Origin of the sequence: Paracoccus nototheniae (genome assembly GCF_004335005.1) — a bacterium.
Taxonomy (GTDB): domain Bacteria; phylum Pseudomonadota; class Alphaproteobacteria; order Rhodobacterales; family Rhodobacteraceae; genus Paracoccus; species Paracoccus nototheniae.
Window position 1 is genome coordinate 72,262 of sequence record NZ_RQRT01000006.1, and the last position, 16,601, is coordinate 88,862.

The following is a 16,601-nucleotide window of genomic DNA, read 5'->3' on the forward strand; positions in this document are numbered from 1 at the left end:
GGCGGCGTTGGGCCGCTGGTGGTTGTTGAAGGTAATCAATCGGCCAAAGCAGGCCTTGGCCCCCTGGCAGACTTTAGTGAATGTCGCGGCGAACGGCTGCTTCCGGCCTGCTCGTTCGCGACCGCGAACGGCAGGGATGAGGGTGCAAATCGGACGTCCGCAGAGATGCCGTCGACAGGCAGCAAAGGGCCGTCATTTCCTGACCCACACGGGTCCACGGAACTCGCTGGTCTGTCGTGTCTCTGGCTCATCATCGCCGACGCGCGTCCAGAAGCCTGATTTGCGCGGATGCGCTTTCTTCAGTTTGGCAAGATAGGCGGCGTGGTCTATCATTGTGTCAGGGTGAATAGGATCCGCTTCCCGGGCCAGCAGTTTCAGTTTCCCAAGATATTTCGCGCCATGTCCGTAGGCTTTGGACCGCGCGCGATCCAGAATGTCGTCGAGAAGCGCCCGGTAGAGGATCGTCGCAGCCAAGGGATAATCGTGTTCCAGAAGCGACGCGACTTTCGGCAGGTTGTGCCAAGCCCCCCCATCCCAACGGTCCGGATGCATGACGATCAGCTTTGCCGCCAGATCGAGGCGGGGCCAGTCAAGGAAGAACTGCAGCGACCCCTCAGGTTCCGCCTTTTCCAGCGCGAGCGCATGGGCGTGGTCTTCGGCCTCGATATCTTCGAAATTGGGCAGTTGCTTGAGGTAATCCCGCAGAATATCTGCCGATAGTCTCGCCTCGAAGCAACGCCAGCGCAGGGTTTGCGCGGCAGATCTATCGCCCATGGCGTCCAGTATGCGCGCCTCCAGTCTTACGCGCGCCGGCGACAGCTCTCCGTCGGGCTCGCCAAGCGAGCGTTGGCCCGGTTTGCGCACCCATTCCAGCGCCTCTGCATTGCGCCCGGCTTCCAGAAGCTGTGCAGCGATCCCCAGCGTATCCTGCATATGCGGCTTTTTCTTTGCCTCCAGCGCAGTGAGCAGGTCGATATCACCCCGCGCCAAGGCAAGGATCTGGCGCATCCTCGCCCATTGAGATGTCATGGAATAGAACCAACCATCCGGTCTGCGCGCCGCTTCCTCGGCCTGCCTCTCGGCTATAGCGGATGTCAGATCACCATCCCAGCGGTCCAGGCTATGTTTCGGCAGATGCGGGGCCACGGCATCGGTCACATCTGCCAGATAGCCATGCGTGCTTTCACCAAGGGCGGCCATGATCTTGTCGGGGAGCAGATCCGCATCAGGAGCGGTCAGGCTCTGCACCAGACCTCCGATAGCGGCAATCGCCTGATAATACACATCCTGAACGCGGCCCGAGGATTCGTCGACGCGCTCGAACACCTGCTCATGTGTGGCGATGAACCGCAGCAACCGGTCGATGGCCAGCGCCGGGGCCGCAGGACCAAGCTCTGAAGTGATCGTATCGGTCAGGCTGCGGAGATCGTCAGCAAAGGCGTGGGCCTTGTCCCATTCGATGAAACTCTTTGCCCGCGCCAGCCCTGACAAACGCCGGTCGATCAGCTTGGCGATGGCTTCGGGGCCGGATTTGCCGGCCAGCGCTGCTTTGACCTGCCGCCGAAACCCGGCATTGCGCTCAGCCTCTTCGAGAACCAGCTGCGCAAGTTTGTCGGCTCCGAGGTCTTTCAACGTGTCAGCGGACAGGGTGGGTTTGCGGGCCATCGCCAGGTCTCAGGTTTGAACTGTTGCCTCAATAAGTGCCATTGTCAGACCGTGGGGGCAAGTTTTGGCGGCGCTATGGATAAATGGCCGGTCTGCGAAAGCCGCTTTGCGGCGTCGCTGCGCTCCTGAGTGGCCGAGATGGGCCTTTCTTTAACTTATTTTTCGATTGTCGCACCCTGTGCGGCGGCATCTCTGACCATCCTCAAGAACGCCGCAAATCCCGCCGACGGGTTGCGCCTGCCGGGGTAATACAGGCTGAAGCCCGGGCGGGGCGGCGTCCAGTCGTCCAGCAGGCGGGTCAGGCGCCCGGCGGCAATGTCACCCGCCACGTCCTGCTCGATGAAGAACCCGATGCCGGCGCCGTCGAGGACGGCCATGCGGGCGATGGCGGCTTCGTCCAGGGTCAGGCGGCCCTGCGCCTCGATCTGCACCACCTCTCCGGCCCGCTCGAACATCCAGCGGAACAGCGCGCCGTTCGGCAGGCGCACGCGGAGGCAATCCCTCAGCGGCAGGTCCGCAGGGGTCTGGGGCGCGCCATGGGCCGCGACCCAGTTCGGAGAGGCGACGACCGCATAGCGCTGCGGTTTGCCCAAGGGCAGCGCGATCATATCGCGGGGCACCAGATCGGCGGGGCGGAGGCCCAGATCAAACCCCTCGGCCACGATATCGACCAGACGCCCCTCGGTGACCAGATCGACTGCCATGTCGGGGTATCGGCGCAGGAAGGACAGGACCAGCGGCGCGATCTCTCGTCCCGCCTGGACCGAGGCGTTGATGCGCAGCAGACCCGATGGCGTCTGGCGCTGCGACTGCACCACCTCCATCGCCCCGCGGATCTCGGCCACGGCGGGGGCGATGCGGTCAACAAAGGCGCGCCCGGCATCGCTCAGCGAGACGCTGCGCGTGGTGCGGTTGAACAGGCGCACGCCGAGGGATGCCTCCAGTCGCGCGATGCTGTGCGACAGGGCGGTGGTGGACATGCCCATGTCTAACGCCGCCGCCCGGAACGATCCGCGCCGCGCGATGGCCAGCACCGCCTCCAGCCTCATCAGCCCGTTGTCCATTGTCCCGATCCTGTCATCACCTGATGCCGGTTTATCCTGATTATCCGCATGGCGGTCCAGCGCTATGGTGATGCCATCAGACGCGAAAGGACCGATCCCATGCAATTGCCCCATCCCATCCAGACCTTTTTCACCGCCCGCGCACCACAGGATGGCGACGCCCTTGCCGCCGTCTTCGCCCCCGATGCCATCGTCCATGACGAGGGCCACGACCATCGCGGCCCGCAAGCGATCCGCGACTGGTGGCTGGCCGCCAAGGCCAAGTATCGCCACCATGCAAAGCCGATCGGCCTGGAGCATGCTCGTGGAAAGACCATCGTCCGGGCGACCGTGACCGGCGATTTCCCCGGCAGCCCGGCGGTGCTGACCTTCACCTTCGGGTTGGCCCACGACCGCATCACCGATCTGGAGATCGGATGATGCCGGAGTTCCTGACGCTGCAGGGCAAGCGCGCCCTGATCGCCGGCGGCACGCAGGGCGCGGGCGCGGCCACGGTGGCGCTGTTCCGCCAGCTTGGCGCGCAGGTGCTGACCACGGCCCGCAAGCCCGTCGATCTGCCGGAGGCGCTGTTCGTTGCCGCCGACCTGACGACGCCCGAGGGATGCGACACCGTCGCCAAGGCCGTGCAGGACCGGATGGGCGGCACCGACATCATCGTCCACATGCTGGGCGGCTCTTCCGCCCCCGGTGGCGGCTTTGCGGCCTTGGGCGATGCGGAATGGCAGGCCGAGCTGGCCCTGAACCTTATGCCCGCCCTTCGCTTGGACCGCGCGCTGGTGCCCGGCATGATCGCGCAGGGATCGGGCGTGGTGATCCACGTCACCTCGATCCAGGCCCGCCTGCCGCTGCCCGAGGCGACCACCGCCTATGCGAGCACCAAGGCCGCGCTGTCGGTCTACAGCAAGAGCCTGTCCAAGGAGGTCTCGCCCAAGGGCGTGCGCGTGGTCCGCGTGGCCCCGGGCTGGATCGAGACCGAGGCCTCGGTCCGGTTGGCCGAACGCGTGGCGGCCGATGCGGGCACCGATCTGGATGGAGGACGCCGGATCATCATGGACAGCCTCGGCGGTATTCCCATCGGCCGCCCGTCGAAGCCGGCCGAAATTGCCAACCTGATCGCTTTTCTGGCGTCCCACCGCGCCGCGTCCATCACCGGGACTGAATATGTGATTGATGGGGGGACGGTGCCGACGGCGTAATGCTTGGCCCGACGTGCCGGTCATCAACCGGATCCACCCGAGGACAGACCCTGCACTGGCATTACTATGGTGGAAGCCCATTGACATGCCAGGCCGCGCCGCCTGTGAGCGCGGCCTGGTCGTCAGCAGATCGCTCCGGTAGAGCAACTCCCGTTTTTAATCTGTCCGTGAGCGGGTGTAATCGGGCGGCGTTTTGCTTCCATAGCCTACAATGGACAGCGTCTCACCTTTCTGAATTACCCAGCCGGCATCCAGCAGACGAGAAATGAACTGGATCGCCTTCTGCTGATCAACTTCGGGAGTGTTGGCAAAGCGATCTACGGCGTCGCCGTAGGCAATCTCACCGTCGGGCGTGGCGATGTCTGCCAGAACATGCAAGCAGCCGAAAAGGTGCAGGTCATATTTTCGGATCATTTTTCCTGTATTATCGGGGTTCATCCATGGAAAGTTTGGTATTCTGGTCATCAAATTTCTCCAGTTTGGTTTGGTTAGAGGCGAGCATCCACAAGGCCGAAGGGCATCACCCGCCTGAATGGCGGTGCCGACGGTCCTCGAAGATCGTGGGACATCTGCGTGGGAAGTCATTTCCCGGCAGACGGTATGGGGAAAACGCTGGGCCTGCCGCTATGGCAGCCCTGCACGCCAGTGCGACCGCTGAGCAGCCCAGTCTGCCGGAAACGGCTCCAGCGCCCGGGGAAGCGTCATCTCTGGGCCCTGCTGGCCGTTCAGGATGGCCTCGACGATGTCCGGGGCAAGGAGCGTCAGCCGCAGCACCCGGGTCATGTAGGAATGGGCGATGCGCTCGTGCGCGGCCAACTCTCCGATGGTCGCGAACTCGCCCGTCTCCAGCAGGCGCTTCCAGCGAAAGGCACGGCCCAGCGCCTTGACGAGGGTGCTGTCGCTCCGGCGGCCCTGCGGTGCCTCCGCTGGCAGCAGGATCTCCTTGCGCCCGCCACGCTTCACCAGGCGGAACGGCAGCTGCAAGGTCATCGTCTCCGAGGCTGGGGCGGGCACGGTACAGGTCATGCGGCACACTCCATGTCGGTCGCCAGCATTTCCTGCGCAAGACCGCTGAGTCCGTCGATCCGAAGGCGGAGTTTCAGCCCCTCGGGGGCGATGTCGACGCGCTCGACCAGCAGCGCGGCGATACGCGCCTGCTCGGCCGGGAACAGTTCGTCCCAAAGCGGATCAAGCTGTCCCAGCGCCATGCGCACATCGGCCTCGCTGACGCCTGCGTGCTGTGCAGGATCCTGATCCCGGGCTGCCTTCCAGGTGCCGGCGATGATCTCCGGCTGGCGGAACACCGCGCGCAGCTGGTCGATGACGGCAGCCTCGATGTCACCGGCAGGCACGCGGCCGACGGGGCAGGACCCTGCGCCCTGCTTCAGCACCGTCTGGCTGACATAGTAGCGGTAGAGCCTGCCGCCCTTGCGGGTGTGGCTGGGCGAGAAGGCGGCGCCGTCCGGCCCGTAGATCAGCCCCTTCAGCAGGGCAGGGGTCTGCGCCCGGGTGCGGGCGGCACGGATGCGCGGGCTGTCGGTGAGGGTGGCGCGCACCTTGTCCCAGGTCGCCATATCGATGATGGCGGCATGCTCGCCCGGATAGCTGGTCCCCTTGTGAACCGCCTCGCCCAGATAGGCGCGGTTGTTCAGGATCCGATAGATCGACTTTTTGTCGATCCGGTTGCCCCGTCTGGTGCGGATGCCGCGGACGTCGACCTCCCGCGCCAATTCGGTGGCCGAGCCGATCTCGAGGAAGCGCGCAAACATCCAGCGCACATGGGCGGCATCCTCCTCGTTGACGATCAGCTTGCGGTCCTTGACCTCGTAACCCAGCGGCGGGTTGCCTCCCATCCACATCCCCTTCATGCGGCTGGACCGGAACTTGTCGCGGATCCGTTCGGCGGTCACCTCGCGCTCGAACTGCGCGAAGCTCAGCAGAATGTTCAGGGTCAGCCGACCCATAGAGGTGGTGGTGTTGAAGGACTGGGTCACGGACACGAAGGTCACCCCGTTGCGGTCGAAGACCTCGACCAGCCGGGAAAAGTCCATCAGGGCCCGCGACAACCGGTCGATCTTGTAGACCACCACCACATCGACCAACCCGTCCTCAACGTCGGCCATGAGGCGCTGCAGGGCAGGGCGCTCCAGCGTGCCGCCGGAGATGCCGCCATCGTCGTACTGATCGCGCACCAGAACCCAGCCCTCGGAGCGCTGGGAGGCGATATAGGCCTCGCAGGCCTCGCGCTGGGCGTGGAGGGAGTTGAACTCCTGCTCCAGACCCTCCTCGGAAGATTTGCGCGTGTAGATTGCGCAGCGCAGCTTGCGGATGACAGGTTTGTTCATGCCCGGCTCCGATGGTTCTTGAGCCCGAAGAACACCCAGCCGTTCCAGCGCGTGCCGGTGATGGCGCGGGCGAGGGCGGAGATGGACCTGTAGGGTCGGCCCTGCCATTCGAAACCGTCCTGCGTCACGGTGACGACCTGTTCGGTGCCCTGCCACTCGCGGATCAGGCGCGTGCCGGCAATGGGCATCAGGTCGGTCCGGATCCTGCTTTTCTTGCGGTTCCCGCCATCCAGATCCTCGCCCAGCTGTTCGAGCCGCCGAAGGGTCTCTGGCTTCAGTCCGCCGTAGGCCAGTTCCTGAATGCGATAGGCCAGACGGCTCTCGAGATAGCGACGGTTGAACGGCGGCGGCGCGGTCTCGAACAGGTCGCGCCACTGCTGTTTAAGTTCGATGGTGGAGGCGGCCTTGAGAAAGGCCAGTCGTGCGGGGATGGGATCGATGTTGGTCATTTCTGCCCTCTCCAGGTTCATGGTGGTTACTTCCGCTCTGTTTTGCCCGGATGTGTAGTTGCCAGATCATCGTGATGACGAACTGTCTCCTGAAAGTCGCTGGAGCGCAGTCGGACCCGGATCACGCCCAGCGCCAACAAGGCGCACAGTTCCTGCCGACGCTCGGCCGCCGTCATCCTGCCCGGCGGCAGGGGGTTGGAGCCTCGGGTCATGTCAGGATGCTCCCCCGACATGCGCGACGAAACGACGGGGCAAGCGCAGCCCACCAAGGGGTGGAAACCTGGAAACCCCAAGTGGAAACCCCAGGTGGAAACCCCGATTTTTTGCGTCGAACTGGAGATTTTGCGGGACTAAGCCCACCGCATACGGAACCGCGCTGGAAGGACCCAAGGAGGCGGGGCATATCGGAGGTCGGCTGCTCACCGCTTCCTTGACTTCAGCCATTATTTGCACGGGCTACACCTCCCCTTCTCGGACGCGCAGCTTGCGGTTTGCCGCAAGCGCAGCGAGCGCCTTCGCGAGCTCGGACTGTTCCTTCCCTCTGGCGGGATAGGGGATCTCCGGTTGTGGGGCCGAACTTTGCACTTGGGCCGGCGTGTTTATCGGCAGCTGCGCATCGGCCTTCTGACACGCGTTCTCCCGATCTGCTGCCTTAACCGGTATGCGTTTTGCCTCGATAGGCTCGCTCTTGGCGTTCGGTTGCCTGGTGTTCACAGCCCTGCCGATCAAAACTTCGAAGTACCGCCAGGTCCGCAATAGCGGGATTTTTCCATGGATCTTTGCTTTCTCGGCAAGCACCGGGAGAATGTGCAGTTGCAAATCGATGCCCTTGTCTCTCCAGCTCTGCAGGGTTTGAAGATCGTCTGAAAGGTACTGTCTGTTCTCCGCAGTAGCCCAAGGCCCAAGCGCGTCGAAGCAGGATGCCAGGGTTTCATCCAACTGAGCCGTAGTAGTAGTATTTAGATTGTCTTTGTTCTGGTAGGGCGCCACTTCCGGCCCCCCCGGAAACTGCGTCCGCGCCCGAGCGCGGTTCACTGCTGACTGAAACCGCGTCTCGCGTGTCTCCTTCAATGTGATCCGAGGGTTCGGATGACCTGTGTGGGGAATAAGTGTTCTGTCAGGCCAGCCTACGATTATGACCACGTCCGTGATCTGCGCGCCTTGTGAGCTCAGGCGCCCGACACGGCGAACAAGACCGCGGACTTCAAACTCTTTGAGAAGATGGCGGACTGTACGGTCGCAGCAGCCGGACTCGGCAGCGAGCGTTTTTTGGCTACACCAGCTGACGCCATATCGGTCCGAATGACGCGCGAGTACCAGCAAAAGCATCCGTTGCGTCGAGCGCAGGATCGGCACAGCATGGGCCCAATCGGTTGCTAAAGTGTTCCCCGGTACCGTGCGCCGCGCCTGCCGATTAGCAGGCACCAGCATGGTCAGTTTTTGCCCTTCTGAAGACTGTTCGGTGCAAGTAGCAAAATTCGTCGTCTCGTTACCTATTTCTATATTTTCTGCGGTAAGGGCTTTCGGCTGCAGGTGATGCTTCATCACAGCGCCCTCCGCTGGCGACTATCCAGCCATGCCAGTACATCGCTGCTTTTCCAGCCAATCGCCCTGCTTCCAATCCGGATCGGCATCGGAAACCGGCCTTCCTGTACTGCCAGGTATATCCATGAGCGGCCCATGCCGATCGTCGCCGCTACGCGAGGCAACCGCCAGATTTCTTCGGCCATCTTCAACTCCTTTCGCATCGTGTTGGAACACGGTGGAAGGTGCCGGAGTGATCAACGGCAGTCGTACATCAATATCTGGGCCCGTGTATTTGATGTACAGGGTTTCCACTGAGGTTCGCACCTACCGCTTCTGATTGCTCGATGTCCTGCCTCATCACCGCTGGCGTCCGTCATGGATCTGTATTTGAAAGTGCCCCGAAAGATTGAGAACAGCGTTTGCTGCGAGTTTCGCCGCTGAGCGATGCACGAATGGCATATGCAATAACCTGTCAAAGCATGTCCGATTCTTAGTCGGCAAACTCGCGCTCCCAAGCTTTCTCACCGTGAAACCAGATGCGTTCGAGAGCGCTGTAACTTTTTGGTAGATTGGCCTTGCTTGGCATTGCTTCAGCCAGAATGTCGCAAGCGCTTATATGCCCAGACGACGCACGGTTTTTAGTAGGCCTTACAGCAAAATGGTCAGCCAGATCGCTGATGATCGCGTGAAAAATTGCATCTCGGGCTTTATGAAGTTTGCGCCTGCCGCCGGAGGGACGAACGATTTCATCTCTTAAAACGCCCGTTGTAAATATTTTTAGTTCATAACAGTGTGGGATGTTGGAAGATAGTAAATTGGCTGCATGGAACCGCATGGCATCAAAGGCGGCTGGGTCCCGCGCGGAGGCTGAAAGTATTTCCAGGAGATAACCGATGTAAGGACCGGCTCCGTCTCTCGGATTGTCGGAAGGCGACAGCCCTCTTCTGAACGCATGGGCGAAACCTTCGGCAACAAGATCGCCGATCCTTTGAGCTTCGGCGACCCAAGACTTATCTGACGCGCAAAGCTGACCTAGACGAGCGAGTATCCTAAGGACGTCCATATCGTGTCTGGTCATGATGCTCTCGATTTCCGAGATGTCGGCAAGGGCCTCATCTAGACGCTCACGCGCGTACTTCACAGCTTCTTCCCAGGTTGCGTTCATCGCCGTTGCATCCAATATTGTTATATTGGGCGTTCGATAACATCCAATACCGATCAATGGGGAGAGCAAAAGTCCAGTTTAACTCGATATCGCCGCTCTTTATCGAGGCATCGCAAAAGATCTGACCTCGACTGTCCTGAGATACTGAACTGAGTGAGGTCTTTCCTTCCTCGGTCCCACAATTCTAGAACGGGACGGGTCTGTCGACGCTTCACCGAAAGTCCCGGGTCTTCATCTTGATTGCATCGATGCGCAGGTCCGGGATGTAGATTTCGCGGGGACGTGGCGTTTTCGGCATCACGTTTTGAGCGCCATCGGCGTCCCGGACCCGCGTATCCGCAGGAGGTGCGCCGCGATGAAACTCGTCTCCGCGACCATGGGGCAGGGGGAAAGCGTCGCCCCGCTGACCGATGCTGGCGAGTTCTGCCGACAAGTCGGTGAGGCGATAAACAACCAGATGCACGACGTCGCCGTCGCGCTGGACGCGGCCAGCGGCGGCGATCATCCCAGCCGACAAGATGACACGGCGGTGGGTCTCGAAGACCTTCGGCCAGACGACGAGATTGGCGATGCCGGTCTCATCCTCCAGGGTGATGAACATGGTGCCCTTGGCCGAACCGGGACGCTGGCGGACGAGGACCAGTCCGGCGATCTCGGTCCAGCGGCGGTTCGGGGCGGCCATGGCCTCGGCGCAGGTGCGGATGCGCCGGGTGGTGAGACTGGCGCGCAGGAAGGAGACCGGGTGGCGGCGCAGGGTCAGACCGGTGTGGCCGTAGTCCTCGACCACCTCGCGCCCGGCGGCCATTGGGCGCAGCGTGACGGTGGGCTCGACATGGGGCGTGGGCGATGAGGCGGGACGCAGGCCGCGATCCTCGTGGGCGACATCGTCATGGGCTGAAGACGTGTCATCATGTCCCATGGGGGCGGGTGCATCCTGCTCCACCGCGGCGAACAGTGGCAGGTCGTCGTTGCGCAGGCCCTTGATGGCCCAGATCGCTTCCCGCCTGGCAAGGCCGAAGGCGGGCAGGAACCCGTCGGCCTCGGCGATGCGAGTCAGGGCAGCCATCGGCGCCCCTGCGCGGCGGCAGAGATCGGCGACGTTGGCGAAGGGCCGGGTGGCACGGGCGGCGAGAATGACCCCTGCGTGGGCCTCGGCCAGCCCCTTAACCATGCGCAACCCGAGGCGGACGGCGAAGCGGTCATCGCCGGGGTCGCCCACCGGCTCCAGCGTGCAGTCCCAGTCTGAGGTGGCGATGCAAACCGGGCGGACCTCGACGCCATGATCGCGCGCGTCGCGGACGATCTGCGCCGGGGCGTAGAACCCCATCGGCTGGCTGTTCAGCAGGGCGGCGCAGAAGGCGTCGGGATGCCAGCACTTGAGCCAGGCCGAGGCATAGGCGATCAGCGCGAAGCTGGCGGCGTGGCTTTCGGGAAAGCCGTAGCTGCCGAAGCCCTCCAGCTGGCGGAAGGTGCGCTCGGCGAACGCGCGATCGTAGCCGCGGTCGACCATGCCCTCGACCAGCTTGTCGCGGAACTTCGAGACCCCGCCGGTCATCTTGAAGGTGGCCATGGATTTGCGCAGCATGTCGGCCTCTCCGGGCGTGAAGCCCGCGCATTCGATGGCCACCCGCATGGCCTGCTCCTGGAAGAGCGGCACGCCGAGGGTCTTGCCCAACACCTTCTCCAGTTCCGGGGTGGGGTAATGGACCGACTCCTGCCCGGCCCGGCGGCGCAGATAGGGGTGGACCATGTCGCCCTGGATCGGGCCGGGGCGGACGATGGCCACCTGCACCACCAGATCGTAATAGGTGCGCGGCTTCAGGCGTGGCAGCATCGACATCTGCGCTCGGCTTTCGATCTGGAAGGTGCCGAGCGTGTCGGCCTTGCGGATCATCGCATAGGTGCGCGGATCCTCGGCCGGGATGGTGGCCAGATCGTAGCGGATGCCCTTGTGCGCCGCGATCAGGTCCAGCCCCCGGCGCATGCAGGTCAGCATGCCAAGCGCCAGCACATCGACCTTCATGAACTTCAGCGCGTCGATATCGTCCTTGTCCCATTCGATGATCTGCCGGTCGGCCATGGCGGCGGGTTCGATGGGGACCAGATCATCGAGGCGGTCATGGGTCAGGACGAACCCGCCCGGATGCTGGGACAGATGCCGGGGCGCGCCGCGCAGCTGCGAGGCCAGATCCAGCAGCAGCCGCAACCGGCGGTCGGCGGGGTTCAGGCCCAGCTCACGGAGCTGATCGTCGGTGATGCCCTCCTCGCCCCAGGACCAGATCTGACCAGAGATGGCGCGGATCAGATCCTCGGGCAGGCCAAGGGCCTTGCCGACGTCGCGCAGGGCGCCCTTGGAGCGATAGCGGATGACCACGGCGGTCAGCGCGGCATGGCTGCGGCCATACGTTCGGTAGACCCACTGGATGACCTCCTCGCGGCGCTCGTGCTCGAAGTCCACGTCGATGTCGGGCGGCTCGCGGCGTTCCTCGCTGATGAAGCGTTCGAACAGGAGGTCGTTGCGGCCCGGATCGATGGAGGTGATGCCCAGCACGTAGCAGACCGCCGAGTTCGCCGCCGAGCCGCGGCCCTGACAGAGGATGCCGCGCGAGCGGGCGAAGCGGACGATGCTGTTCACCGTCAGGAAGTAGGGGGCGTAATCCAGCCGGGCGATCAGCCGCAGCTCGTGGTGCAGCGCGGCCCGGACGCTGTCGGGCAGGCCCTCGGGATAGCGGTCAACCGCCCCCGCCCAGGTCAGCGCCTCCAGCGTCTGCTGGGGCGTCAGCGCCGGGTCGTCGCGTTCCTCGGGGTATTGATAGCGCAGCTCGTCCAGCGAGAAGCGGCAGCGGTCGGCGATCTGTTGGGTCTGGGCCAAAGCCTCGGGATGGCGGGGGAAGAGGCGCGCCATCTCGGCGGGGGCTTTGAGGTAGCGGTCGGCATGGCGCTCGCGGCGAAACCCGAGGGCATCGACGGTGGTGGTGTGGCGGATGGCGGTGACCACGTCCTGCAGGATGCGGCGGTCGGGGACATGGAACAGCACGTCGTTGGTGATCACCGTGGCCACGCCCAGCCCGGCGGCGAGGGTCGACAGCTGGTGCAGGCGCAGCTGGTCGTTGGGGCGACGGCGCAGCGTCAGGGCCAGATACGCCCGGTCGCCGAACGTGTCCCGCAACCGGCGCAGGCGCAGGGCGCAGGTATCATCCGCCGTGTCGGGGATCAGGATGGCAAGAAGGCCCTCGGCATGGGCCTGCAGATCGGGCCAGTCCAGATGGCAGCTGCCCTTGCCCGCCCGGGCCTTGCCGATGGACAGGAGCCGGCAGAGCCGCGACCAGGCCGGGCGGTCGGTGGGATAGACCAGCACCGACATCCCGCAGCGCAGGTCCAGCCGACAGCCGACGATCAGCCGCACGCCGGTCTCCTTGGCGGCCTCATGCGCCCGCACGATGCCGGCGAGGCTGTTCCTGTCGGTCACCGCCATGGTGCGGATGCCCAGCAGGGCGGCTGTGGCGAACAGCTCCTCGGCCGAGGACGCCCCGCGCAGGAACGAGAATTGCGAGGTGACCTGCAGCTCGGTATAGCTCATCCGAACACCCCGTGGATGAACCAGCGATGCGAGCCGGTGGTGGCATCCTCGCCGTCGCCGGCCCGGAAGATCCAGAAGCGCTGCCCGGCCTCGTCCTCGATGCGGAAATAGTCCCGCACCGCCCGGGCCTCGGTATCGCGCTTCCACCATTCCCCGAAGATCCGCTCCGGCCCGTCGGCGCGGCGGACCCGGTGCCGGATGCCGCGCCAGGAGATCCAGTTCGGCGGATGGTCGGGCAGCAGCGCCATGGTGTCGATCGGCTCGGGCCGGGGCAGCAGGCGCGAGGGGCGGGGCCAGTGCCCCGGCCAACCTAAGCCCTGATCCGGCGACAGCGCGGCGATGCGCGCCACCGAGCGTTCCGGCACATCGCTGGCCACCGGGCTGAGGCGATAGACCGAACGATGGCCGACCCGGTTGGCCAGCATGTCGACAAGATCCGAGATGTCGGGCGGTGCCCGCTCCAGCAGGCTGCTGGCCTGCCGGGGGACCAGCGGCTCGGCCAGGGTGGCCGTCAAGGTCATGATCTCGATACCGAAGCCCGGATCGATGCCGGGGATCTTGTCGCAGAGGAGCCGGGTCAGGCGCTTGGGGTCGCGTTGGGCCACAGCCAGCCCCACGCGGACCGTCTCGATCCGATTGTCGACCCGCCAGCAGAGCAGGTCCAGCCGACGCGCCCCCTCACCCCGGGTTTCCAGCGCCCTGCAGAGGTCGACGACCAGCTTGCCGATATAGCGGGCGATAGTCTCTGCGGCGCCAATGGGTTCGGCGAAACTACGGCGCGCCTCGATCAGGCCGGCGGGGCGCAGGGGATAGATCGGCTCGGCCATCTCGCCCAGGGCTTGATCCAGCCTGCGGCACAGCTCCGGGCCGAAGCGCATGGTCAGCGGCGCGCGGGGTGTGTCCAGCAGATCGCCGATGGTGGCGAAGCCCAGATCCTGCAGCCCCGCCACGATGGCAGGTGGCAGTCTCAGAGCTGCGAGGGGCAGGGGCGACAGGACCGCCTCGGTGGAACCGGGCAGGGCGATGCAGGCTGCGCTCTCGCCATGGAAGCGGGCGAGTGCATGAGCGGCACCCCAGGTATCGGCAATGGCGAGGCGCGCGGTGATCCCCGACAGGGTCAGGCGACCCAGCAGCATCTCCAGCAGGGCCTCCTCGCCGCCGTGCAGATGATCCGCGCCGGTGACATCGATCACCACCCCGTCCGGCGGATCGACGGCCACGATGGGCGCAATGCGCTGCAAGAGCCACAGACCCAGCCGCTCCAGCGCCTCAAGGTCGGCGCGGGGGTCGGCGGGCTCGATGCGCAGATCAGGAACCAGCGCCTGCGCCTTGCTGACCGGCATGCCGATGGGCAGACCGAGACCCATGGCCACCTCGCAGGCGGCGGTGACCACCCGGCGGTTGCCGACCCGGCCCGCCAGGATCAGCGGTGCATCAGCCGAGGGCGTGCTGTCTGCCTGCCGCTGCCGCCGGTCGATCGGCCACATCGGCAGGCAGACCGAGATGACCCGTGCCATCGCAACCCTCCAGCTCGAGATCGAAGGACTCTCCCGCCCGCGCCCGGATCAGCTCGATCAGCCAGCGGGGCCGTCCGACGCCTGGAACCGGCAGGGAGGCCGAGGGCAGCACCGAGACCCGCCACCGCGTCATCGCCGCCGTGGGCTGGCCGAAATCGCTGGCATCCGCCTGCCGCCGCCACCGCCGCAGAGCGATGCCGGTGGTGCCCGAGGCCTTGGCTGCCAGATGCAGGCGCCGCGAGGCGGTCATCGACAGCCGCGCTACGTCAGCGATCACAGCGCCCAAACCACCATGGCGCAGCCCTTCCTCCATGCAGGCCAGCACGGCGGTATCGTCGCCGGCCTCGACATAGATCACCCGGTCGGGCGAGAGGCCCGCCTGTTCCAGCCCAGGGGCAAAGAGATCGGCCTGGGTCACGCACCACAGCACTGGCCCCGGCAGCCGGGCCGCAATACCGGCGGCAAAGCAGGCCGCCGCCGCGCCGTCTACCGCTCCGGCGCCGCCGCCCGCGACCTCATGCAGGCAACCCAGCGCCAGGCCACCCTGCGGCATCCGGCGGTCAAGCATGTCAACGCCGAAGGGCAGCACCTCGCGCGCATGCGTCTCTGCGCCCTCCAGATGGGCAATGCGGGCGCGGAGCGCCGCAACGGTGGGGCGGGGAACGATGTCGGTCATGATGGGGCAGGGGGTTTTGCCAGTTGGGGACGGGGAATCATAGTTCCTGTTTTGTTCCTGACGGGGCCGTGAGTCAACCGCCGGGCGGAAATCATGATCTGGCCGGGGCAGGGGGTGTGCCATAGTCTATGGTCAGGACATGAGGGAGGCCGCGCCATCTGCAATCTTTACAACCTGACCACCAATCAGCAGGCGATCCGCGACTTCGTGCGGATCACCCATGACGTCGCTGGTAATCTGGAGGCCGACCTCGACGTCTACCCCGATCGTCCGGCACCGGTCGTCCGGCAGACGAAGGACGGTCGGGAACTGTCGCGGATGATCTGGGGCATGCCCACTCCGCCACAATTCCTGAAGACCCCGGATGCGCCCGACACCGGCATCACCAACATCCGCAATACCGAAAGCCCACATTGGCGGCGCTGGCTGGGACCCGAGAACCGCTGCGTGATCCCTGCGACTGCCTTCTCGGAATATGGCCAGACCCCTGATCCCGTGACCAAGCGCAAACCGCTGTGCTGGTTCGCACTGGATGAGATGCAGCCGCTGTTCGTCTTCGCTGGGATCTGCACGACATGGCACGGGACGCGCGGATCGGGCCGGACCCCACGGCCCGGCGAGCATAAGTTGTTCGGGTTCCTGACCACCGAGCCGAATGCCGTGGTGAAGCGTGTCCACCCGAAGGCCATGCCGGTGATCCTGACCACGGCGGAGGAGATTGAGGTCTGGCTCAATGCGGACTGGAAGGAGGCCAAGGCGTTGCAGAGGGCGTTGGCGGATGCGGGGCTTGTGCGCCTCGCGAGAGGCTACGCAACTATGCCGGGTCAATTAGGGTGACCGACGCGAAGGGCGGAGGCTGTGTGGAAACTCAGCGATCAGAACCGCGACTGGCGTGATTTTGACAGCCGATGTGACTTCAGCTCGGATTGGCCGTAAACTTGGTGGTGGACCTGTCTGGGGGCTCGAAAAGTCGCCTTGAACCGCAGCTGACCGTCGGTGGAAGCCCATGCTGGCCCGATCTACCCTGGAATTGCCGCCATCAGTCCCTTGACCCCGACCAAGGTGATGATGCGCTTGATGTTGTAGGCGAGCACGTTCAGCGCCATTTCCGTGCCCACGCCACTCAGCCGCCGTGTCAGGAAATGGCAGGGCCCTGTCCAGGACTTGATTGTGCCGAACGGGTGCTCGACCGTTGAGCGACGCACACTCATAGGAGCGGCGGGGCTACGGCGTCGGGCATTTGAGGCTTCGACCAGATGTTCGTGCTCCCAACGCGAAACCCGTCGCTCCTGCCCCGTGGTGCAACGGCTTTTGAGGGCGCAGGCCTTGCAGGCGTTCGTCCAATAGCGCCGCATCTGGAGGCCCTGCTGTTCGGTCGTGGTGCGATGCGTCAGCGCCTGTCCCGCCGGGCAGCGAT

16 protein-coding genes are annotated in these 16,601 nt (G+C 64.6%); 3 read left to right on the forward strand and 13 right to left on the reverse strand.

The features are described 5' to 3' along the window. Positions 1 to 192: 192 nt before the first annotated feature. Positions 193 to 1,665: a DUF6880 family protein gene (locus EG885_RS04965; RefSeq protein WP_131573378.1), complete on the reverse strand. Its 1,473-nt coding sequence runs from the start codon at positions 1,663 to 1,665 to the stop codon at positions 193 to 195. A gap of 155 nt (positions 1,666 to 1,820) precedes the next feature. Continuing rightward, entirely contained in the window at positions 1,821 to 2,729 is a 909-nt protein-coding gene (locus tag EG885_RS04970; RefSeq protein WP_131573379.1) for a LysR family transcriptional regulator, read from the reverse strand. A gap of 99 nt (positions 2,730 to 2,828) precedes the next feature. Between EG885_RS04970 and EG885_RS04975 the strand changes: the two genes are divergently transcribed. Together EG885_RS04975 and EG885_RS04980 are read left to right on the forward strand one after the other, a co-directional pair. After that, positions 2,829 to 3,149, forward strand: a complete 321-nt coding sequence (locus tag EG885_RS04975; protein WP_131573380.1) for a nuclear transport factor 2 family protein — start codon at positions 2,829 to 2,831, stop codon at positions 3,147 to 3,149. Next, positions 3,146 to 3,925, forward strand: a complete 780-nt coding sequence (locus EG885_RS04980; RefSeq protein WP_242679504.1) for an SDR family oxidoreductase — start codon at positions 3,146 to 3,148, stop codon at positions 3,923 to 3,925. Before EG885_RS04975 ends, EG885_RS04980 begins: the two co-directional genes overlap by 4 nt. 156 nt (positions 3,926 to 4,081) lie before the next feature. On the opposite strand, the gene EG885_RS04985 is transcribed toward EG885_RS04980, so the two are convergent. The 10 genes from EG885_RS04985 to EG885_RS05035 all read right to left on the reverse strand — a co-directional run bounded on the left by EG885_RS04985 (position 4,082) and on the right by EG885_RS05035 (position 15,184). After that, positions 4,082 to 4,390 carry a hypothetical protein gene (locus EG885_RS04985; protein ID WP_131573381.1) on the reverse strand — a complete coding sequence of 103 codons (309 nt, stop codon included), beginning with the start codon at positions 4,388 to 4,390 and terminating at the stop codon, positions 4,082 to 4,084. 159 nt (positions 4,391 to 4,549) lie between these two features. Beyond that, on the reverse strand, positions 4,550 to 4,951 hold the full coding sequence (locus tag EG885_RS04990) for a hypothetical protein (protein ID WP_341352751.1): 402 nt from the start codon (positions 4,949 to 4,951) through the stop codon (positions 4,550 to 4,552). Then, a complete protein-coding gene (locus EG885_RS04995; protein ID WP_131573382.1) occupies positions 4,948 to 6,270 on the reverse strand; it encodes a recombinase family protein in 1,323 nt (440 codons plus the stop codon). Before EG885_RS04995 ends, EG885_RS04990 begins: the two co-directional genes overlap by 4 nt. Further along, on the reverse strand, positions 6,267 to 6,719 hold the full coding sequence (locus EG885_RS05000; protein ID WP_131573383.1) for a DUF2924 domain-containing protein: 453 nt from the start codon (positions 6,717 to 6,719) through the stop codon (positions 6,267 to 6,269). Before EG885_RS05000 ends, EG885_RS04995 begins: the two co-directional genes overlap by 4 nt. A 456-nt stretch (positions 6,720 to 7,175) precedes the next feature. After that, a complete protein-coding gene (locus EG885_RS05010) occupies positions 7,176 to 8,264 on the reverse strand; it encodes a helix-turn-helix domain-containing protein (RefSeq protein ID WP_131573385.1) in 1,089 nt (362 codons plus the stop codon). Further along, entirely contained in the window at positions 8,264 to 8,449 is a 186-nt protein-coding gene (locus tag EG885_RS05015) for a helix-turn-helix transcriptional regulator (protein ID WP_131573386.1), read from the reverse strand. The genes EG885_RS05010 and EG885_RS05015 overlap by 1 nt, the downstream gene beginning before the upstream one ends. Positions 8,450 to 8,736: 287 nt before the next feature. Further along, on the reverse strand, positions 8,737 to 9,411 hold the full coding sequence (locus EG885_RS05020; protein WP_131573387.1) for a hypothetical protein: 675 nt from the start codon (positions 9,409 to 9,411) through the stop codon (positions 8,737 to 8,739). 211 nt (positions 9,412 to 9,622) lie between these two features. Next, positions 9,623 to 12,991 carry an error-prone DNA polymerase gene (locus tag EG885_RS05025; protein WP_131573388.1) on the reverse strand — a complete coding sequence of 1,123 codons (3,369 nt, stop codon included), beginning with the start codon at positions 12,989 to 12,991 and terminating at the stop codon, positions 9,623 to 9,625. Next, positions 12,988 to 14,508: a Y-family DNA polymerase gene (locus tag EG885_RS05030; protein ID WP_131573389.1), complete on the reverse strand. Its 1,521-nt coding sequence runs from the start codon at positions 14,506 to 14,508 to the stop codon at positions 12,988 to 12,990. Before EG885_RS05030 ends, EG885_RS05025 begins: the two co-directional genes overlap by 4 nt. Continuing rightward, positions 14,426 to 15,184: an ImuA family protein gene (locus tag EG885_RS05035; RefSeq protein WP_131573390.1), complete on the reverse strand. Its 759-nt coding sequence runs from the start codon at positions 15,182 to 15,184 to the stop codon at positions 14,426 to 14,428. Before EG885_RS05035 ends, EG885_RS05030 begins: the two co-directional genes overlap by 83 nt. 93 nt (positions 15,185 to 15,277) lie before the next feature. Between EG885_RS05035 and EG885_RS05040 the strand changes: the two genes are divergently transcribed. After that, entirely contained in the window at positions 15,278 to 16,021 is a 744-nt protein-coding gene (locus EG885_RS05040) for an SOS response-associated peptidase (protein ID WP_242679505.1), read from the forward strand. Positions 16,022 to 16,203: 182 nt separating this feature from the next. Here the strand turns inward: EG885_RS05040 and EG885_RS05045 are convergent. Then, the coding region (locus tag EG885_RS05045; protein WP_207392203.1) for a transposase at positions 16,204 to 16,601 on the reverse strand (398 nt) is incomplete at its 5' end.